General features: G+C 73.3%; 13 protein-coding genes. 5 read left to right on the top strand and 8 right to left on the bottom strand.

The features are described from left to right. The first annotated feature begins 94 nt into the window (after positions 1 to 94). Positions 95 to 1,543, top strand: a complete 1,449-nt coding sequence (locus tag ACFPZ3_RS00285) for a flavin-containing monooxygenase (protein WP_379511838.1) — start codon at positions 95 to 97, stop codon at positions 1,541 to 1,543. Here the strand turns inward: ACFPZ3_RS00285 and ACFPZ3_RS00280 are convergent. After that, positions 1,494 to 6,107 (bottom strand): trypsin-like peptidase domain-containing protein, encoded by a 4,614-nt coding sequence (locus ACFPZ3_RS00280; protein ID WP_379511837.1) that lies wholly within the window; start codon positions 6,105 to 6,107, stop codon positions 1,494 to 1,496. The genes ACFPZ3_RS00285 and ACFPZ3_RS00280 overlap by 50 nt on opposite strands. Beyond that, positions 6,104 to 6,415: a CU044_2847 family protein gene (locus tag ACFPZ3_RS00275; RefSeq protein ID WP_379511836.1), complete on the bottom strand. Its 312-nt coding sequence runs from the start codon at positions 6,413 to 6,415 to the stop codon at positions 6,104 to 6,106. Before ACFPZ3_RS00275 ends, ACFPZ3_RS00280 begins: the two co-directional genes overlap by 4 nt. Positions 6,416 to 6,463: 48 nt before the next feature. On the opposite strand from ACFPZ3_RS00275, the gene ACFPZ3_RS00270 reads away from it, so the two are divergent. Then, a complete protein-coding gene (locus tag ACFPZ3_RS00270; protein ID WP_379511835.1) occupies positions 6,464 to 7,594 on the top strand; it encodes a hypothetical protein in 1,131 nt (376 codons plus the stop codon). Continuing rightward, the gene (locus ACFPZ3_RS00265; protein WP_379511834.1) at positions 7,587 to 8,501 is read left to right on the top strand and encodes a hypothetical protein; all 915 of its coding nucleotides are present in this window, start codon (positions 7,587 to 7,589) and stop codon (positions 8,499 to 8,501) included. The genes ACFPZ3_RS00270 and ACFPZ3_RS00265 overlap by 8 nt, the downstream gene beginning before the upstream one ends. Before the next feature lie 8 nt (positions 8,502 to 8,509). Here ACFPZ3_RS00265 and ACFPZ3_RS00260 read toward each other — a convergent pair whose 3' ends face one another. The 6 genes from ACFPZ3_RS00260 to ACFPZ3_RS00235 are packed head-to-tail and all read right to left on the bottom strand — an operon-like array spanning position 8,510 to position 17,763. Further along, a complete protein-coding gene (locus ACFPZ3_RS00260; RefSeq protein WP_379511833.1) occupies positions 8,510 to 10,453 on the bottom strand; it encodes an Hsp70 family protein in 1,944 nt (647 codons plus the stop codon). Continuing rightward, complete coding sequence (locus ACFPZ3_RS00255; protein WP_379511832.1) at positions 10,437 to 11,288, bottom strand: hypothetical protein; 852 nt, start codon at positions 11,286 to 11,288, stop codon at positions 10,437 to 10,439. Before ACFPZ3_RS00255 ends, ACFPZ3_RS00260 begins: the two co-directional genes overlap by 17 nt. A 2-nt stretch (positions 11,289 to 11,290) precedes the next feature. Beyond that, positions 11,291 to 13,240: a WD40 repeat domain-containing protein gene (locus ACFPZ3_RS00250; protein WP_379511831.1), complete on the bottom strand. Its 1,950-nt coding sequence runs from the start codon at positions 13,238 to 13,240 to the stop codon at positions 11,291 to 11,293. Next, positions 13,230 to 15,701, bottom strand: coding sequence for an AAA family ATPase (locus tag ACFPZ3_RS00245; RefSeq protein WP_379511830.1), 2,472 nt, complete (start codon positions 15,699 to 15,701; stop codon positions 13,230 to 13,232). Before ACFPZ3_RS00245 ends, ACFPZ3_RS00250 begins: the two co-directional genes overlap by 11 nt. Continuing rightward, positions 15,698 to 17,116, bottom strand: coding sequence for a coiled-coil domain-containing protein (locus ACFPZ3_RS00240; protein ID WP_379511829.1), 1,419 nt, complete (start codon positions 17,114 to 17,116; stop codon positions 15,698 to 15,700). The genes ACFPZ3_RS00245 and ACFPZ3_RS00240 overlap by 4 nt, the downstream gene beginning before the upstream one ends. After that, positions 17,113 to 17,763, bottom strand: coding sequence for a 4Fe-4S single cluster domain-containing protein (locus ACFPZ3_RS00235; protein WP_379511828.1), 651 nt, complete (start codon positions 17,761 to 17,763; stop codon positions 17,113 to 17,115). The genes ACFPZ3_RS00240 and ACFPZ3_RS00235 overlap by 4 nt, the downstream gene beginning before the upstream one ends. Before the next feature lie 111 nt (positions 17,764 to 17,874). Here ACFPZ3_RS00235 and ACFPZ3_RS00230 point away from each other — a divergent pair, with 111 nt between their 5' ends. Both ACFPZ3_RS00230 and ACFPZ3_RS00225 read left to right on the top strand, forming a co-directional pair. Further along, positions 17,875 to 18,903 carry a dipeptidase gene (locus ACFPZ3_RS00230; protein WP_379511827.1) on the top strand — a complete coding sequence of 343 codons (1,029 nt, stop codon included), beginning with the start codon at positions 17,875 to 17,877 and terminating at the stop codon, positions 18,901 to 18,903. Further along, positions 18,900 to 19,970 carry a M20 family metallopeptidase gene (locus ACFPZ3_RS00225; RefSeq protein ID WP_379511826.1) on the top strand — a complete coding sequence of 357 codons (1,071 nt, stop codon included), beginning with the start codon at positions 18,900 to 18,902 and terminating at the stop codon, positions 19,968 to 19,970. The genes ACFPZ3_RS00230 and ACFPZ3_RS00225 overlap by 4 nt, the downstream gene beginning before the upstream one ends. The last annotated feature ends 13 nt before the right edge of the window (positions 19,971 to 19,983 follow it).

Genomic DNA, 19,983 nt, shown 5'->3' with positions numbered 1-19,983 from the left:
CTGCGCAGACTACCGGGCAGCGGCGTGGAGGGGTGTCGTCAGAACGGGGTTCGGCGTAATGTAAGTGAATCCTGACTGGTGTGCGGAGGACGGCATGGCACCAAGCGTCGCGATCATCGGAGCGGGGTTCGGCGGACTGTGCATGGCGATCCGGCTCGAAAGGGCGGGGATCCGGTCGTACACGGTGTTCGAGAAGGCCGGGGATCTCGGCGGCACGTGGCGCGACAACAGTTATCCCGGGGCGGGGTGCGATATTCCCTCGCATTTGTACTCGTACTCGTTCGAGAAGTACACGAGCTGGACCCGCCGCTACCCCGAGCAACCCGAAATTCTCGGCTACCTAGAGCATTGCGCCGATAAATACGACGTCAGGCGAAAAATCCGCTTCCGTACGGAAGTGCTGAGCGCCGCGTTCGACGGCTCGAAGTGGCAGGTCAGCCTCGGTGGCGAGGAGCCCCGTACGGAGGCGTTCGACGTCGTCGTCATGGGCGTGGGACAGCTCAACCGCCCTCAGCTACCGGACATTCCGGGCATGTCGGAATTCGAGGGGGTTTCCTTTCACTCGGCCCGCTGGAACCACGACCACGACCTCACCGGCAGGCGCGTCGCGGTGATCGGGAACGGGTCGTCGGCGGCCCAGTTCGTGCCTCGGATCGCGGAGCGGGTGGAGCACCTGCGTCTCTTCCAGCGCACCCCCAACTGGGTGATCCCCAAGCCGGACGCCGCGTTCGGGCCGATGACCAGGCTCGCCTTCCACTTCGTGCCGGGGCTGCAGCGGGCGTACCGCGAATGGATCTACCGCTACGCCGAGGGCACCCTCTACCCCGCGCTCGCCGAGGGCTGGAGCGTGGGGCTACTCAAGCAACGGGCGCTGCGGCACCTGCACGACCAGGTGCCCGATCCCGAGCTGCGGGCCCGGCTCACCCCCGACTACCCGCCAGGCTGCAAGCGGGTCGTCATCGACAGCACCTTCTATCCGGCGCTGACCAGGCCCAACGTGTCGCTCGTCACCGACAGGATCGTACGGATCACGCCCAAGGGCATCGAGACCGCCGGCGGCTCGTACGACGTGGACACGATCGTCTACGCCACCGGGTTCAAGAGCACCGAGTTCCTCGCGCCGATGGAGGTCGTCGGGCGCGACGGGCTGTCGCTGGAGGAGCGGTGGAAGGGCGGGGCTGAGGCTTATCTGGGCATTTCCCTCCCGGCATTCCCCAACCTGTTCATGTTGTACGGGCCCAACACCAACCTCGGGCACAACTCGATCGTCTTCATGATCGAATGCCAGGTGAACCACGTCATGTCGTGCCTGTCCTATCTGGCGGGGCACGGGCCCATCGAGGTGCGGCCCGAGGTGATGGCGGCGTGGCGGCGGCAGCTCGACTCGGCGATGTCGCGGATGGTGTGGGGCGGGGGGTGCCAGAGCTGGTACAAGACGGCGGACGGCCGGGTCACGAACAACTGGCCGGGGCCGACGACGTTGTACCGGCGGCTCACGGCTCGGGCGCCTCTGTCCGCGTACCGGGTGGTGGGGGCTTCGTAGGGCGCAGGTGGAAGGTGCGGGTGTCGGCGATCTCCGCAAGCAGGGTGGCGGCGCGGGTGGACTCCGTGGCGAGGGATCGCGCCAGTTCGGCGGCCTGGTCGAGGTCGCCGTTCTCGTAGTGGAGGGTGGCCAGGGCCAGGCGGGCCAGGGCACGTGCCGTGGGGTCGGCCCCGGCGATGACCTCGCCGAACCACCAGGTGGCCTCCTCGACGGCGCCTTGGGCCGAGGCCACCTCCCCGAGGCTCAACTTGACGCCCGGTGGCAGACCTCCCCCTCCAGACGACCCGGCGGCGCGCGGTTCAGCGGCACGCGGGCCGGGGATGTGAGGCCCGGTGTCTGCGCCCTCCGGTTGGACGGCGCTGCCCGCTTCGGTGACGGCCCCTGGACCGGCCGAACCGCCGGTGGAGTCGGGTGCGGGTGGCGCGAGGATGGGCGGCTGGGATGGGGCGGGGAGGGTGGGATTGGCGGAGGGCGGCTCGGCGGCAGGTGGCTCGGCGGCGGGGAGCATGGCGTCCGGGAGCACGGTAACCGCGGCCGGGTCCGGGGTGGGTGGGTGGATGGTGGAGAGGACGGCGAGGCTGTCGCGGATCTCGGTGGCCGCGTCCTCGTCCCCCGTCGCCACCGTCTCCTCCAGCGCCCGCTCCAGCAACCCCCTCCCCTCCCCGAACTCCCCACGGACCACCTTGATCCGCCCCAGCAGCGCCATCGCGAACGGCCGGTACTCGGCGTCCCCCTCCCGCACCAGCGGTTCGATGATCTCCGTGGCCGCACTGAGCTTGTCCTGCTTCATGAACAGGCTGGCCAGATAGGCCCGGGCCATGGGCATGACATACGCCACGTCCCCGGCCAGCGCCTGCCACAACAACCGCCGGGCCTGCTCGAAGTACCCCTCCATGTACCGGACCCGCCCCAGCCGGGCCTGCGCGGCGGCGGCGAGCCCGGGCCAGCCGATCGCGAGCGGGCTGTCGAGCAGGGCCTCCAGCAGTTCGCGGGCCGTGTCGAGCTCGTTCATGTCGTGCAGGAAGTCGCACGCCCGGAGGTAGGCGAACCCGGTCCCCTCCGGCAGGGCCAGCTCCCGGGTGCGTGACGTCGGCGTACCGAGAGGTTCCAGCCTTTCGCGCATGTCCTCCAGGCGAGCCACGGCACGTTCCAGGTCGCCGTCGCGTACCGCCAGTTTGGCCTGCTCGACCAGCGCCAGCGCGGCGAACTCGACGAGCGTGGACCGGGCGGCGGCGCTCAGGTCGGCGTCGGCCTCCGATGGGCGGCCCGCGTCGAGGAGCAGGCCGGCGCGGCGCAGGTGGGCGACGGCGGAGATCTGCGCGTCGGCGGCTCCGCCGGCGGCTTCGAGCAGGTCCAGGACGTCCTCGTGCCGTCCGAGTTCTGTGCGCGTGGCGGCCAGGCCGATCTGGGCGAGCGGCGACCAGTAGGGATGCTCGCGGTCAATGGCCTCCTGGAAGTGCCGCTCGGCCTCGCCGGGCCGCCCCGTCTCGGCCATCAGCTCACCGAGCATCTCGGCGGCGCGCGGGCCGTGGTCCGGGTGCGGCGCCCCCGCCACCTCGCCGAGCAGCGTCTCGATGGCGGCCATGGGCCGCTCGTCGAGCTGCCCGAGCAGAGCGGCGAGGTCCAGCTTGGCCATCGGCGCCCAGTAGTCGTGGCCGGACCCGATGGCGTTCCGGTACGCCGCCTGCGCCCCAACGGTGTCCCCCAGGCCCGCCAGCAGGTCCCCGAGCAGGTCGGCGGCGCGGGGCGCGTGGTCGGGGTGCCCCTCGGCGACCACCTCTTCGAGCAACGTCCGAGATCGCGGCGCCTGGCCCGCGTCCTGCTGGGCGAGGAGAATGGCCAGCTCGATCGTGGCCATCGGCGACCAGTAGGAGTTGTGCGCCTCGATGGCCCGCAGGTACGCCGCCTCCGCCCCGGCGATGTCCCCCTGGGAGGCCAGCAGGTTGCCCAGGAGGCGGCCGGCCCGCGGGGCGAAGTCGGGGTGGTCCTCCTCCACCATCTCGTCGAGGAGCTCCCGCGTGGTCTCCTCATCGCCCTCCCGGTAGGCCAGCTCGGCCAGGTCCAGCGTGGCCGCCGGGGCCGCGCCCGGGTGGCCGGACTCGACGGCCCGCCCGAGCAGGTCCCTGGCGACCTCGAAGTCCTCCTCCATCAGGGCCAGCCCGCCCATGGCGGCGTTCACCAGCGGCAGGACGCGCGCGTCCTGGGACTCCGCGACCGATTCGAGCAGTTCGCGGGCCCTGGTCATCTCGCCCCTGCCGACGAGCAGGCCGCTGAGCAGCGTACGCGCGAGCAGCGGCGCCACCGACTCCCCCGCGCTCTGCAGGGTCTGGAACATCTCCTGGCGTTCCCCCGCGAGCAGCCCGCCGTCGGGCCGCCTGGCGGTGCTCCGCCGGAACCTGCGCTCCCGCTCGTTCCCCGGTCCGCCCCGCTCGACGGCGGACTTGCGGATCTCGGTCTCGCCCGGTTGCGCCGCGGCCGCCTCGGTGAGCAGCTCGATCGCCTCGTCCTGGAGCCCCTGCCTGATGCGCACCATGGCGAGCTGGACCTCGGCCAGCAGCCCTGGGGGCTCGTCGGGGTCGTCGAAGAGCGGTTCGAGCACCTCGGCGGCCCTGGTCATGTCGCCGATGTTGAGCAGCAGCGGCCCCAGCTCGTACGTGGCCAGCGTCATCACCTCGGCGATCCCCGAGACCTGCGCCTCCTCCAGCAGCGCACGCGCCGAGTCGAAGTTGTTCTGCAGCCCCTCCACCGCGCCGAGCAGCACGGTCGCCCACGCGCGGATCTCCGGCTCGCCCTCCAGCCCCCGTGCCCTGGCCGCCGCCTTCCTGACCACGCCCGCCAGCCCCTGGACGAACGCCGTGTACGTCAGCGCCAGCAGGTCCCCGTCCGGCGCTCCCGCCACGGCCAGGTCCCAGACGGCCTCGGGAACGGGACGCACGGCCACCACGTCACGGTCACCGGAGGCCAGCGCGACGAGGTAGTTGTGCGGCCGGTACGCCCACCCGCCCGGCTCCCGCACCCGCACCATCGGGTAGACGTTGCCCTCCAGCTTGCCCAGCGCCCAGGCGAGCCCGGTGGCGAACGCGGCGTCGGGGTCGGCGTTGGGCAGCTCGCCCGCGAGGTGCACGGCCGACAACTCACGCAGCGCCGGCTCGTCGATCGGCGTCCGCACGCCGGTCCTGACCCAGTCGAGTGCCGCCTGCAGGACGGCCCAGCCCTCCTTGGAGTCCGCGTACTTGTAGTGCACTTCGAGCTGCCTGGCCCCCACCAGCACCTCGCCCACGCCTCTGTCGCTGAAGTCGTCGTCCGGGTAGAGCTCGGCGGCCTTCCTGCGGTCCTCCGCGGCGAGCGCGGCGGGGATCTCCACCATCGCCGCCCCCTTCAGCACCGCCTCCGTCGTCTTGGCGATGAGGGTGTTCTCGGCGACGAGCTCCTTGTACGCGGTCCCCATCATGGTCGCGACCACCGTGATGGGCGGGTCGTGCCTGGCGAGCCGCTGGAGGCTGCCGGTGTCGAGGCTCTGGGCGCTGAGGAACTCGTTCAGGTTCTCCAGCCACAACACCGCCCCCTGCGGCGGCAGCGGCAGCGCCATCTGGGAGAGCTTGTCGACCGTGCTGAGGCCGGCCCGCGGGACGATGATCGCGGCGTCCGGCCGCTCCCGCCGCAGCAGCTCGATCAGCGAGCGGGACTTGCCCGCCGCCGAAGGTCCCATGGCCACCAGGAACGAGCGCGCCAGCGCCGCCGCCAGGTCCTCGTCGACCTTCCTGCGGGGCACGTAAACGGGCGAGTCCTGGGCGTTCCCGCGGGCGACGGTGACCCCGAGGTGGTACATGTCGGCGTCGCGCACCCTGAGCAGTTCGCCGTCCTGGCTCAGCGGGAGCGTGGTCAGCTCCTCCACGCGGGCCCGCTCCTGCTTGGTGAACGGCCTGCGCAACCCGCCCGCCAGCTCGGGCCGGAACCCCACGAGGTCGTCGGCCGTGATGGCGAACCCGGTGCGGGGATCCTCCGTCTTACGTGGTTCCACCCGCCTGACGACCATGCCGATGACGCCGTCGAGCGCGTTGTCGTACACCGGCGCGCCAGAGAAGCCCGCCTCCAGGTTGATGCCCTCCTTGGAGACCAGGGACAACCAGCCCTGACCCGCCACGGCCTGGACGAAGCCCGTGGACGGCACGGCGTCGTGGTCGAATCCCCTCGGGTATCCGTGGACGGTGATGTCGTGCCCCCTCGTCCCCGCCGCCGTGCACAGGGGGGCGGGGGCGGCGTCCTGCGGCGGGTCCTGGAGCAGTTCGAGCACGGCGATGTCCGGTTCTGGGAACCAGCCGCCCGGGGCCACGACGGCGGGGATCGGCTCGTTGCCGCAGAACTGGAAGCTCACGTCCACCGGCACGTCCGGGGGCGTGCCCGGCAGGGGCGCGTCCCCCGGATGGTCGAGGACGAGCACGTGGGCGCAGGTGATCACGTGCCGCCCGGCGGCGAGCAGGCCGGCGCCGATCTCGACGCCGGGGGTGCCTGGGGCCGCGCGTACGCGTACCAGCCAGGGCGGCCGATCGGGGTCGCGGGTCACGGGCCCTTGTTCCAGGTGAGCTTCACCGTGAAGTGACCCTCCATCGCCGTCTTGGCCACCAGGACGCCGGCCTCCGCGTTGAGCTTGAGCCCGAACTCGATCTCGTGCGCGTCGGGCGCGAGCTTCCGCACGGCGTCCACCACCGGCTTCACCGTGGTCAGCGTCTTCTCCAGCACCTCCTCCAGGTGCTTGCCCGCGTCGATGATGCCGTCGCCGCGCGAGATCCTGGCGGTGCCGTAGGCGTCGTCCTCGACCTCCACCAGCAACTCGGCCCCGTCGTTCGTGGTGTAACGCACGACCTTGCTCACGCGAATCGTCTCCCCTCGCGAATGCGGCCCCCGACTTACTATCGCTGGGTGACGGTTGTTCGTAACCCGGGTCTCGCCGTGGGTACGGCGTGGACCGCCGCCGCCGTGGACGGCGGGGCAGGCGAGCCGGTGCCGTCCCCCGAGGTGCTCGACGGCCGGTTCCTGGCGGAACTGCCGGTCGGGGGCCCGGCAGGGGACGGCGCACGGCTCGGCGAACTGGGCGGGGCGGGCGTGGTCGCCGTGCCCGACCACTGGCTGCACGCGGGCGCGCGGGGCGCGCTGGAGCGGGAGCGGCTGGCCGGGCTGCTGGGGTCGCCGCTCTTCGTGGGTCACGGGGAGGCCGCCGTCGCCGGCGGCGAGGGGCCCGCGCTGGTCTGCGAGGTGGGTCCCGAGGCCGTGTGCGCGACGTTGTGCCTGGCCGAGGGCGGCGAGGTGGGCGTGCTCGACTCGGAATGCGCGCACGTGGACGGATACGAGCGGCGGCTCGCGGGCGGCGAGCGGTTCGTGCCCGCCCTGCGCAGACAGCTCCTCGAACGGCCTGAGCGGGCGGAGCTGGTCCTGGTACGCGCGCGAACCCTGGACAGGTACCGTGCCACGCCCGTGTACGAACCGGGGCTGACCGCCGGGCAGGTGCTGGACTGTTTCGAGCCGGTCGCCACGGCCTTGCGCGACACCGTGGCCACCCTCCTCGCCCGGCGCCCCGAGCGGGAGCTGGACGTGGTGGTGTGCGGGCTCGGGGTGCCTCCGTTGACCCGGGCGGCCGTGCTGGAGGGCGTGGCGGCGGCGGGAGCCCGGGCGTGCGGCGTGCGGGAGGCCGGGGCCGCCACGGTCGCTCAGGGGGCGGCGCTGATCGCGGCGGGCGCGGTGCGGGTGCGCGGGCCGGAGGGGATCCGGGTACGGCTGCCCGCGCGGCGGATCGTGGGCGGGCGGCTGCGCTCCTGGGACATCCCGTTGCCCGCCGGCGGACAGGGCGTCGAGGTGGTGTCGGACGGCCGGGCGCTGGAGGTGGAGAGCGCGTCGGGGACGCCGTTGCCCGTACAGGGGCCGCCGATGCCCGCCGGGCGGGTGATCGTCACGTACTGGCCGAATCGGCGGGATGGCGGGGTCGTCGTCGTGCGTCAGGACGAGGACGGTCCGGCGCTCGCGTACGTAGTGGAGGAGCAGCGCGGCCATGGATGAACTCAGGCGGCAGATCGCAGCGGGCGCGGGCACGGGCGGCAGGCAGGCGGCGCTCGACGTGTTGCGGTGGGCCGCCGCGTGGGCGGTGGCCGAGCTGGAGCGCGAGGAGCCAGGCGGTGGTCCGGTGGCGGCGCTGGCGGACGTCATCCGGCTGGACGACGCGGTCACCGAGCTGGCGGGGTTGTCGCGTGCCGTGCCCGGGCTGCTGGCCGAGGCGGACGCGGGACGGGACGTGGCGGCGTACCTGCGGGATCGGGAGGCGGACCTGGCGGTGCTCGGGGAGTCGCTGTCCACGCTGCGGGCCCGGCGCACGGCGCTGGGCGAGCACGAGGAGCGGGTGCGGGCGGCGCTGAGCGAGCACGCCGGGCTGTCCGATCAGGTCACCGCGTTGCGCAGGGCCGAGCGGCTGGCCGGGGCGCTCGGGGAGCTGGCGGCGCAGCGGTCGGTGATCGAACGGCGGCTGGCCGAGATCGGCGGCCCGGTCGCGGACGCCGAGAACGACCTGCTCGCCGCCTCGGAGCGGTTGCTCCTGCTGAGCGAGGAGCGGCGGGCGGCCCTGGCGCCGCGCCTGCGTGAGGCCCTGGAACGGGCCGCGACGGCGCAGGCCGCCCTGCGCGAGGAGGAGGCGGCGACGGCCCGCGCCGAGGCCGACGCCGAGGCCGCCACGGCCCGCTTCGCCGAACTCGCCGACCTGCGGGAACGACGGCTGGAGTCGGCCAAGGCGCACGCGCGGGCCGACAGCGAGATCGCCGCCGCCCTGGCCGGTGACGGCCTCACGGGCACGGACCGGGCGCGCGCACTGCTCGACGGCATCGACGACCGCCTGCGCGAGGTGGACGTGGCCCTGACGGGCGCCCTCGCAGGCCGCGCCGGTCGCCCCAGGCTGCCCTGGGGCGACAACACCTGAACCGGCGGTCAGGAGATCAGGAGTTCGGCCTCCTCCGCCAGGCGGTCGAGCTCCTTGGCGACGAGCTGGTTGAGCTGCCGCAGGATGTCGCCGTTGTCGTCGGCGGCGAACTGGCGGCCGAGGCTGATGGCGAGGGCCGCCTCGTTGACCGCCGCCTTCTCCCGCAGCTTCTCCACGAGCTTGTCCTCGCCGCGCATCTCGCGCACCATGACCGGCAGGTTGACCTCGCGCACCTTCTCCTTGGCGGCCTCCATGCCCACGAAGAGCGCCCAGATGCCGGCCACGAAGGCGATGATCACGCCGAGCGGGCCGGTGGTGGCGATGATGGCCACTCCGCCCCCGAACAACGTCATCGCGAGCACCCCCGCCACCGCCACGCCCACGGTCGCCGCGATGCCGGTCAGCATGCTGGTGGCCGGGCCGACGTCCACGCTGATCTGCCAGTCCTTCGAGCCGCTCAGCCGGATCGGGCTCAGCGCCATCGACGTGGGTGGAACGTGCCACCTCTCGCACACGGGCCTGGTCAGCTCGTTGATGTCGGGAAGCAGGTCGTTCTGCCAGGCCACGACGACCTTGGCGATCGTCGGGTTGTCGGGGTCGGTCAGCTCGTCGTGCAGGGCGGTGGCGACCTCCGCGGCGACGTCGTTGAGCGTCCTGATCTCCCGCCTGCGCCAGCGCCGCATCACGCCGACGATGTGCCGGTCGGTGATGCCGTCGGCCGCCGCCTTGCCGATCTCGTCGGTGAGCGCGGGCAGCCGGTCGGCGATCAGCGACTCGATCCGGTTCCCCGCGAGCAGCTTCCTGACGTCCTTGCGGAAGCCTTCCGCCCTGATGCTGGTACGCCCGGCCAGCGCGAGCCCGCGCGCGATGGCCACCTCCGGCTCGGCGCCCAGCAGGACGCGGTCGTCGCCGAAGACGTCGGTGGTGATCTCCTGGACGAACCGCATCCTGGAGGCCCCTCCGGTCAGCAGCACCACGTCGGGCTCCACCCGCATCTCCTCGGCGGCCTGCACCAGGTCATCCCGGTACGCCTGCCGCCACGACCGCTCCCCCAGCGCCCGCTGCGGCGTGTCGAGGACCTCCTCCATGTCGGCCCCCGACAGCTCGATCACCACGAGTGTCCTGCCGCCGGCGTCGAACACCGGATGCGTGACCACCACCATCTCCCTGGCGTCGCGCAGGAAACGTTCGGGGTCGGTGCGGAAGAACTGCTCCTTGGCCTGCCTGCAGCGCAGCTCCAGCTTGAGGCGTTCGGTGGTGTCGTCGAGCGCCTCTTCGAGCCGGTCGCGCTCGTGGTGCCGCTCCACGACCCGGTCCAGGATGGACTTGTCGATCAGGTGCGCGCCCAGCCTGGTCCCGTAGTCGAAGGGCCGCGCGCTGCGCCCGATCACGGCGGTGAAGTCGGTGGTGGAGGAGCCGAGGTCGGTGACGAGCACCGAGCCGAGCAGGCGGTCCATGTCCACCCGCACCTCGCCGGCGTCCCTGGCGTACAGCAGGGCGGCCCGCGACTCCGGGACCACCGTCACCGAGCCGGCCACGGCGTCGGCCAGCACCTGGGCGTAGGCGCTCATGACGTCGCGGTCCCACCCCGACGGCGCGCCGAACACCCATTCCACCCTCTTGGCCGCGGGCACGGTACGCATCTCGTCGATGTCCTGCCTGATCTTGCCGACGAAGAGCTGGACCGGCCGGCGTACCTCCTCCCGGTCCACGTGCGGCGACTTGAACGCCAGGTACAGCTCGCCCACGTCCCTGGCCCACACGGCGTCCTCGCCCACCAGCACGGTGTCGGGCGGCAGCGTGGCGACGGCGGTGACGTGCTGCCGGCCGCCGCGCCCCTTCAGGTCGATCACGTTGGGCACGCTGTTCTTGCCCGTGTGCGCCCACGACACGGCCGTCTCCCCGTGACCGAGGTCGAAGCCGATGACGACGGCGTCAGACGTCTTGCTCATCTTGACCACTCTCCCCCTCCTGATCTGGCACCGGCAGCACTGCGACCGCCTCCCCTTGATCTGGCACCGGCAGCACTGCGACCGCCTCCCCTTGATCTGGCACCGGCAGCACTGCGACCGCCTCGCCGCGGCGCAGCAGCTCTCCTTGCGCGGTGAGCGCCGGCCGTCTCGTCCGGCCCGAGTCCTCGGGACGGACGCACTCGTGGATCTGGAACAGCTCGTCGTTGTGCCCGTCGTAGGTCACCACGTCGATGCCGTGCCGCTGCCGCAGCGCGTTGCGCAGGTCCCCGACGTAGCCGAGCGCCAGCTCCCCGTCGCCCGCCTCGCCCGCGCTGAGCAGCAGGTGGAGGTGGCCGACCAGTTCGGCGTCCGCGGCCCACGGCTGGATCACCTTCTCCGGCGGCGGTGGTTTCGCGGCCACCAGGAGCCTGCGGGCCGCCGCGAACGCGCTCTTGGCGGTCTCGCTCAGCGTGGAGAGGTGGACGCGGGGCGGCTCAGGAGGGCGTTCCCTGGCGGGGGGCGGCTCGGAGAAGATCCGGATCCGCGGGATGGGCAGGCCGATCCCCCGGTCGGGCGGTCTCGCGCGGCGGGGCTGGGGCGTGCGCAGGGCGCCGAGCGGGGCGAGCAGCGCGGTCCTGAGCAGGGCGATCGTGGCCGCCCGCTGCTCGGCGACCGGCGTGCCGGGTTGTGAGCCCTCGCTCACGTACGCCTCGAAGTCGTCGAACATCTGCCGCAGCGCCTTCTTCGCCTCCTCCACCGTGACCTCCTCGGTCTCCGGCAAGCCGCCGAGCGGTTCGGCCTCCTCCAGCAGCGTCAGGAACTGATCGTCGTTCACGCCTACCCACTCCTGCCTGGTGATGGGGGGAAGTCGCGGGGCCAGAGCCGTAGGAGTCCGTCGGCGCCCGCGCTGAGCAGCCAGTCCGCGTGCGAGGCGACCGCCTTGACGGCGGCGGGCGCGTGCGTGCCCACCACGAACTCCGTGCCGCCGCGCCCCGGGTGGCAGCGGACCGTCCCTGCGTCGTCCCCGGCGACGACGACGCCGTCGGGGCTCACCGCCACCGCGCGGATCGGCCTGGCGGCGCGCCAGAGCGGGGTGACGCTGTCGTCACCCAGGTCGAGGACGGCGAGGGTGCCGTCGACGTGGCCGGCCGCCAGGGTCCGCGTGCCGGGGCCGAAGGCGAGCGCGGTGATCCGGCCCGCCGCTCTGACCGTGCGGATCCGGTCGCCGGTGTGGCCGTCCCACAGGCGGATCATGCCGTCGGTGCCGCCCGTGGCCACGATCGTGCCGTCGCCGGTCACGGCCAGGGCGCTGGCGGCGGCGATGGTGACGTCCACGTGGTACGCGGCGCCGGCGGCCCCGATGGGCGTACGCCAGAGCACTCCGCCCCCGTCCAGGCTGAACACGGCCCCGCCGCCCACGCGCACCGCGGTGACCCGGTCGAGGTGCGCCACCAACGGCTCGGGACCTCCGTCGTGCGGCGGCAGCCGGCGGCACAGGACCGCGCCCTTGCCGTCGCCGCTGACCACCAGGTCCGCGTGCACGTCCACGGCGGTCACCCGGGCCGCGTGGCCGGTGTCCAGCGACAACCGGGTCGCGCCCGGCAACGCCCACGCGCTCACCGACCCGTCCGCGCCGCCCGCCACGACGACGGCCCGCCCGTCCGTACGCACACAGGCCGCGCCCGCGCTGATCCCACCCCGCAACCGCACCACCTCAGGCCGGACACGCACCCCCACCCGGCCCGGCTCCTGCCCTGTCCCGGCCTGACCCGGCTCCTGCCCCACCCCAGCCCGGCCCGCCTCCCGGGCGGGTCCAGGCCGGTCCGACTCCCGCCCTGGCCCGGCCCAGTCCGACTCCCGGGCGGGTCCGACCCGGTCCGACTCCCGCCCGGGTCCGGCGGCGGCCGGGCCCGCCGCCGGGCGGGCGAGCAGGTGCCGGGCTCGCGGGTGGCGGCGTCTCAGGGTCTCGGCCACCGCCTCGGGCAGGGGCCAGCCGGGCAGGCGGTTGATGATGGCCACCTGGTCGCCCTCCTCGGTGAGCCCGCTCAGTGGCGACTCGAACGCCGCCTCCTCGTACCGGACGGGCCGCTCACCGATCCCGCCCGCGAGCGCGAACGCCCGCTCCAGCGGATCGTCGGGCAGGCCGGGCACCAGCGACCGCCACTCCACCACGCCGAGATCGGCCAGCTCCATCGCACCGTCCGTCAGGTCGAAGCGGACGGCGGTGATCCGCTCCTCGGCGATCTCCACGACCACGACCTCGCCGCGCCCGGCCCGCTCACCCCCGGCCCGCTCACCCCCGGTCAGCCAACCCCCGGTCAGCCCACCCCCGGTCAGCCCACCCCCGGTCGGCTCGGCCCCGATCCGCTCGGCCCCGGTCGGCTCACCCCCGATCCGCCGGGCCCGGGTCTGCTCGGCCCCGATCCGCCCGGCCCCGGTCTGCCTGGCCACCTCTCGCGTGTCGGCGTCGGTGACCTCCAAGGCGGCCAGCGCCGATGCCACCTCCTGCCGGGCCCGCCGCCGCTCCTCGGGCCGGACGGGCCCGGCCCGCACCAGGGACTCCAGCCGCGCGGTGGCGTCTGGGCGCCCGGCCCGCGCGACCGCCGCCAGGTCGTGGCCGCGCTGCCCGGCCGCCAGCCGCTCGGCGAAGTCCCGCTCGTCCTGTGGGGTGAGGCGGCCGAGAAGGGGCGGCCCGTCGAGGGTCCAGCCGCACGTCAGGCAGTCGGCCGCCGCGGCAGGGGCGGCGGCCAGGCAGACCGGGCAGCGCGGCGGCGCGTCAGCGGGCATGGGGCACGTCCTCGGGGGTGATCGTCGACAGGTCGTGCGCCCCGTTCGCGGTACGCCTGGCCAGCCCCGCCTCCAGCCGTTCCAGCAGCTTGCGCACGGCCCTGGCGTTGCCGAAGGTCGCCCCGCCCGCCGCCCGCTCGGCGGCCAGCCAGTCCGCGGCCTTCTCAACGGCGGCGGCCGTGAGCGTGTACCCCTGGTCGGCGGCCCTGAGCCGGAGGATCTCGGCCAGTTCGCCGGCCGTGTACCCGGGGAACTCGACGCGCTCGCCGAACCGGGAGCGCAGACCGGGGTTGGCGGCCAGGAAGTCGTCCATCTCGCGCGGGTACCCGGCCGCGATCACCACCAGGTCGCCCCGGTGGTCCTCCATCTCCTTGACCAGGGCGGTGATCGCCTCCTGGCCGTACTGGTCGTGGCCCCTGCTCTCGGACAGGCTGTAGGCCTCGTCGACGAACAGCACCCCGCCCAGCGCCGATCGCACGGCGTCGCGCACCTTGAGCGCGGTCTGGCCCAAGTACTCCCCGACGAGGTCGGCCCTGGCCACCTCGACGACCGCGCCGGTGCGCAGCAGGCCGAGGGAGGCGAAGACGCGGCCCACGACCCTGGCCACGGTGGTCTTGCCGGTTCCCGGCGGGCCGACGAACAGCAGGTGCGGGGCGACGACGCCGTCCCCGGCCTGCCTGCGCCGGCGCAGGGCCAGCACCTGGTACAGGTCCCCGATCATCTCCCTGACACCGGACAGGCCCACCATGCCGTCGAGCTCGCCCAGCAGTTGCTCGGCGGTCGGCGGCTCGGCCTGGACCTCCTCCGGTGACAACCCGGCGAAGTGGGACGGGTCCAGCGGGCGGTCGGGGTCGCCGCCCTCGGCCCACGAGTCGTACAGTTCCTGGGCCAGGTTGCGCATGTCCCTGGCGTTGCCGAAGTCGGCGCCCGCCTCCTCCCGCCTTCTGGTCACGACGCCGCGTAGCCGGGACTCGGCCTCCGGGGTCCAGGTCAGGCCGCGGTCGGTGAGCATGCCGAGCAGGATCGCCAGCAGTTCGCCCGGCTCGTAGTCGGGGAACTCGATCACGTTGGCGCGCGGGAAGCGGCTGCGCAGGCCCGGGTTGGCGGCCAGCAGCCGCTCCATCGGCTCGGGATAGCCGGCCAGAACGGCGACGAAGTCCTCCCTGCCGCTCTCCAGCAGGGACACGAGCGTGTCGATGGCCTCCTGGCCGTACCCCTGCCGCTGCTGGACCAGGCGGTATGCCTCGTCGATGAACAGCACCCCGCCGCGCGCCTCCTCCACCCTGGCGGTGACCTCGTGGGCGGTGTTGCCGACGTACCGGGAGACGATGGTGGCCAGCTCCGCCTGCACGAGGTGGCCGCTGGGCAGCAGGCCGAGGTCGCGGTACATCTCGCCGACCAGTTCGGCCACGGTGGTCTTGCCGGTGCCCGGGTTGCCGGTGAACACCAGATGGGGCGAGTCGTGCCCGGGGCCGCCGCGGCCGCGTTCGCGCAGCGCGCGCTCGGCGGTCAGACGGGCGTGCAGCCTGCGCAGGTGCTGCTTGACCGGGGCGAGGCCGGGCATCCGCTCCAGCCGCTCCCACGGGCTCGCGTCGCCGTGGCCGGACCTGGCCACCCATCCGCGCTCGCGCAGCAGGTCGCGGCCGAGCGCCGTCCCCTCGGCGGCCATGCGGGCGAGCCTGTTCTCCCAGACGCGCAGCGGCAGGCGGGCCGAGGCCATGTCTCGGGCCAGCCGGGGCAGCTCGCGCTGGTCGGCCAGCGCCAGGCCGGAGCGCAGCCGCATCAGGTGGGCCAGCCGTCCGAGTTCGGCCGCGTCCGGGGGGCCGATGGCGAAGGCGCCACGCCGGCCCTGCTCGCGCAGCCGTACGAGATGGCTCTCCAGGCGCGGGAAGCCGCTCATGGTGGCCACGGAGTCCTGCACGGCGAGCAGGCTCTGGTGCTTGAACAGCATGACGACGAGGTGTCCCCCGCCGCCGCCGATCCAGCCCGACAGCGCGGCGGCGGCGCTGCGGGTGGCCCTGCCGTGCCTGAGCCACTCCTCGGCCTCCAGGAACACGAGCGCGGTACGCGGCCCCGTCTCCTTCATGAAGGCGTCCATGAGCCGCACCGCGGCCTCGTCGCCCATGCTCTGGGAGGGCTCGGCCGCGGCCCCGAAGTCGGCGATGATCCCGCCTCCCATGGGCCCGGTGAGACCGGACGTCATCCGCCGGGGCCTGGCCGGGGCGGCGGTCCTGGGGCGGGACAACGTCCTTGAGCGCTCGTCGAGAAAGTAGACGTTCCACTTGGCGCCGCTGAACACCACCCGCTCGAAGCCCTCGGCCAGCAGCACGTCGCACAGCGCCTCGTCGATCCTGACGGCCCGGTAGCCGGCGCCGACGAACAGGTCGTCCACGGCCTCGCCGTACATGACGACGATCGGCTCTCCCGCGGTCTCCAGGGAGGAGAGCCGCGGCGGCGTCACGGCCCGGCCTCCTCCTGGGACGTGCCGCGTGAGCGCGCGGGCTCTTCCTGGAACGTGCCACGTGAGCGCGCGGGCTCCCGCAACATCCGCATCTCGCGCAGGACGGGGTCGGGGGCGCCGGGCTCGGTCTCGGGATCGCTGACCTGGACGCCGTGCGCGCGCAGGTGCGCGGTGATCTCGCGGCTGCGGGCCAGGCGCTGGTCCTGGGAGCCGCTCTCCTCGTCGTAGGAGATGACGCGCAGCGTGTTCTGGCTGTCGTCCTCCTCTGCGGTCAGCACCTCGATGACGATCTCGTCGCCGCCGGGGTGGCGCAGCTTGGCGTAGAAGGCCTCGCGCTTGTCCTGGGCCGCGTACCCGGTCTCGTCCTCCAGCAGCAGGAACCCGGCGAACTGGTCGAGTCTGGTGACCACGAAGTCGGCCAGGTTCACCCGGATCTGGGAGGCGAGCAGCCGCCGCTCGGCGCGTTCCGCGACCTCCGACCAGCGTTCGCGGTAGCGCGGCGCGGTGCTCTCGACGATCTCGCGCAGCTCCTCGGTGGCGAGCGGGCGGGCCTCGTCCCGTACGCGGGCGTAGGCGGCGGCCACCTCCGCGCGCAGCTGCTCCAGCTCCCCCATCGACCAGTGGCCGAGGTCGAACCGTACGGCCTCCTCGCCCTCCAGGCCGGAGACGGACACGTCCATGTCCCGCTCGATCATGGCGCGTACGGCGTCGAGCTCCTGGGCGGCGTCGGACCGCGCGCCGGTCCACTCGCGGTGGCGCAGCTCCAGGGTGACGCGCAGGTCGCTCAGCTCGTGGTAGACGGTCTGCGCCAGGCCCAGCGCGGCCTCAGGCGTGCCCTGGGCGAGGTTGCGCTCCACGGTGGCGAAGCGTTGCTCCAGCGCGGCGAGCCTGCCGGGCTCGTACCGTTCGTGGGGGAAGGCGGCGGCGATGAGGTCGCGCATGGCGCTCGCCTCGGAGAGTGTGGCAGTGGCGGTCCGCGACGCCACGCGGCGGCCGTCCTCCAGGTCGCCGAGGCGGGCCTCGGTCTTGGCGAAGGCCTCCTGCCGCTCGGTGCGTGCGCGGGCGATCTCGGCCCTGAGCGCGCGCTCGCGCTCGGCCAGCCGGGCCCGCAACTCCCTGCGCAGTTCGCGGCCGGAGGCGAGCATCCGCTGCTCCAGCTCCTCGCCGTGCTCGCGCAGGCGCCGGTTGGTGTCCTGTTCGAGCTGCCTGGCCTGCTCGCTGAACCCGGCCACGACCTGCTCGACCCGCTCCTGCCGGTCGTGCATGGCCTGCAGGCCGCTCTGCGCGCCCTCCATGGCGCGCTGCCTGACCTCCTCCATGACGGAGTCGTCGATCGCCCATCGGGCCAGCGGCGCGGCCACCCTGGTACGGAACCATTCGGACATGTCGACGTGATACTGCTTCTTCCCGCTCATGGCATCCTGCCTCCGCCCTGCCCAGTGTCGAACGCGTCGAGCAGGCCCGGAGGTGGCACGCCGACGAGGAGGACCTCCTCGTCGCGCACCCTGATCTCGGCCCTGCGCGCGCCATGGGTGAAGTCGTGGGCCGCCAGGCGGCCGGTGAGATGGTGCACGCGCTGGTTGGCGCTGCCGCGCAATCCCGCGCCGTCGTCGAGCGCGGCCACGTAGCGGCCGTCGATGAGGACGTCCACCTGGGCCAGCAGGTCGCGCACGCCGGCGCGGGCGCGCAGGCGTTCGAGGCGGTGGCCGGTGAAGCAGATGACCGTGACGTCGCGGACGAGTCTGGCCAGCCTGGCGACCTCGGCCAGCCCGGCGGCCTGCTCCATGGGCTCGCCGCCGCTGAAGGTCAGCCCGGTCACGCCTGGGTCGCTCAGCAGCTCGGCGACGAGCGGAGCAGGTTCGACGAGGCGGGCCGGCTGGTCGGGGATCCAGTCGGGCGCCATGCAGCCGGGGCAGCGGAAGGGGCAGCCCTGAACCCATACGGCCGAGCGGCGTCCCGGGCCCAGCACCGATGTGCCGACGCACGTCGCCGCGACGTTGAGAAGCGACCCCCCGTGTGACCGCCTGTCCGGCGGTGACGGTCGCTGGAAAGTGTTGGGCATGACACCCTGCCTGGTCCAGCGATTCTCCCTGGGGGCAAATGTACACTCATGTCCGCGCGAAATCGGAGTGCTTTATGGAGCGGTGCCGGTCACCGCGATACCGTCCACCCCATGACGAGATCCCTGCATGAACGCGCAGTCGTGGCCGACACTCACAACGACCTGCTCATGGCCGTCTCTGCCCGGCCGCCGCGGCAGTGGGCCTCGTTCTTCCGTGACAGATGGCTGCCCCAGCTCCGCGACGGCGGCGTGAACCTCCAGGTGCTGCCCGTCTTCATCGACGACCAGTATCGGCCGGAGGGCGCGCTGCGGCAGACGTTGCGCATGATCGAGTGTGCTCACGTGCTGGCGGAGGGGAATCCTGGGCACGTGCGGCTCTGCCTCGACGCCGCCGACATCGACCACGCGCTCGACGAGGGGAAGATCGCCCTGGTGCTCGCGCTGGAGAGCATGCCGGGCCTGGACGAGAGCGTCGAGCTGATCCCGACCGTCCACCGCCTGGGCGTCCGGGTGGCCTCCATCGCGCACTTCGGGCGCACCCCGCTGGCCGACGGCAGCGGCGAGGACGCGACGGGCAGCGGGCTGACCTCGAACGGCGTCGCCGCCCTGGCGGAGATGGAGCGGCTCGGCATGGTCTTCGACGTCTCCCACCTGGGCGCCTCCGGCCTCGCCCACGTGCTGGAGCTGGCCACCAAGCCGGTCATGGCCACCCACTCCTCGGCCCGCGCCCTGCGCGACCACCACCGCAACCTCACCGACGAGCAACTGCGCGCCGTGGCCGCCACCGGCGGCGTCATCTGCGTCAACTTCTTCGCCCCCTTCCTCGCCGAGCGCGAGGAGGACATGACGCTCGACCGCCTGCTCGACCACATCGAGCACATCGTGTCCGTGGCCGGGATCGACCACGTGGGGCTCGGCCCCGACTTCATCCGCGAGGTGATGGACGACCTGACGCCGCCGTGCTGCGAGGACGTGCACACGAGAGGCGTGGACCCGAAGCGGGCCGTGCCCGGGCTGGAGGGCCCGGCCGGGCTGCCCATGGTGACCGAGGGGCTGCTGGCGCGCGGCGTACCGGAGAAGGACGTGCTGCGGATCATCGGCGGCAACGTGCGCCGCTTCCTCGGGGAGCGGTTTGCATGAACGAGATGATCGAGGACCTGGAGGAGCTGGTCCTGTGCGAGTCCTTCTCCAGTGATCTGGAGGCCGTGGCCCGCAGCGCGAAGCTCGTGGCCGCGATGGGAGCCCGTCATCTGGGCGTCGGGCCGGAGTTCCTGGTGATCGACGGCGTCACGCACCTGCGCTGGTCGTTCGGCACGCCCAGGGTGCTGCTGCTCGGGCACCACGACACGGTCTGGCCGATGGGCACCCTGGCCACGCACCCGTGGTCCCTGGTGGACGGCGTGGCGCGCGGGCCGGGGGTGTTCGACATGAAGGCGGGGCTGGTGCAGACCTTCCACGCCCTGGCCGGGCTCGGCTCCCTCGACGGCGTCACGCTGCTGGTCACCGGGGACGAGGAGGTCGGCTCGACCACCTCCTCCCAGCTGATCCGGGACACCGCGCGCGGGCTGGCCGCCGCCTTCGTCATGGAGGCCAGCGCCGACGGCGGGGCGCTGAAGACCGCCCGCAAGGGCACCTCGCACTACTCCGTCAACGTGCACGGCAGGGCCGCGCACGCCGGGCTCGAACCGGAGAAGGGGGCGAACGCGGGCATCGAGCTGGCGCACCAGATCCTGGCCGTCGCCGCCATCGGCGCGGGCGCCACCACGGTCACGCCCACGGTGCTGACGGGCGGCTCGACGGTCAACACGGTCCCCGCCGCGGCCTCGGTGGGCGTGGACGTGCGGGTGGCGGAGGTCGCGGAGCAGGAGCGGGTGGACGCGGCGATGCGGGCGCTGCGGCCGGTCGTGTCCGGCACCCGGCTGGAGATCCTCGGCGGGCCCAACCGGCCGCCGCTGGAGGCGTCGATGTCGGCGGCGCTCTTCTCGCTGGCGCGGGAACTGGCGGCCGTGCTGGAGCTGGAGCCGCTGACCTCGGCCTCGGTGGGCGGAGCCTCCGACGGCAACTTCACGGCCGGGGTGGGGTGCCCGACGCTCGACGGCCTGGGGGCGGTGGGCGGCGGGGCGCACGCGGACCACGAGCATGTCATCGTGGCCGAGATGCCCGGGCGTACCGCGTTGTTGCGGGCGTTGGTCGAGACGGTTCGTTAGGGGTGCCGCGGGC

Source organism: Nonomuraea insulae (assembly GCF_042656245.1).
Note: the sequence above shows the minus strand (reverse complement) of the source record. Positions and strands in the feature narration are given on the sequence as shown.

Bases quoted from the DNA above. Each gene is read 5' to 3' on its own strand.
- ACFPZ3_RS00265 (WP_379511834.1), top strand. From the start codon at position 7,587: ATGGATGAACTCAGGCGGCAGATCGCAGCGGGCGCGGGCACGGGCGGC.
- ACFPZ3_RS00235 (WP_379511828.1), bottom strand. From the start codon at position 17,763: ATGCCCAACACTTTCCAGCGACCGTCACCGCCGGACAGGCGGTCACAC.
- ACFPZ3_RS00240 (WP_379511829.1), bottom strand. From the start codon at position 17,116: ATGAGCGGGAAGAAGCAGTATCACGTCGACATGTCCGAATGGTTCCGT.
- ACFPZ3_RS00250 (WP_379511831.1), bottom strand. From the start codon at position 13,240: ATGCCCGCTGACGCGCCGCCGCGCTGCCCGGTCTGCCTGGCCGCCGCC.
- ACFPZ3_RS00260 (WP_379511833.1), bottom strand. From the start codon at position 10,453: ATGAGCAAGACGTCTGACGCCGTCGTCATCGGCTTCGACCTCGGTCAC.
- ACFPZ3_RS00230 (WP_379511827.1), top strand. From the start codon at position 17,875: ATGACGAGATCCCTGCATGAACGCGCAGTCGTGGCCGACACTCACAAC.
- ACFPZ3_RS00225 (WP_379511826.1), top strand. From the start codon at position 18,900: ATGAACGAGATGATCGAGGACCTGGAGGAGCTGGTCCTGTGCGAGTCC.
- ACFPZ3_RS00285 (WP_379511838.1), top strand. From the start codon at position 95: ATGGCACCAAGCGTCGCGATCATCGGAGCGGGGTTCGGCGGACTGTGC.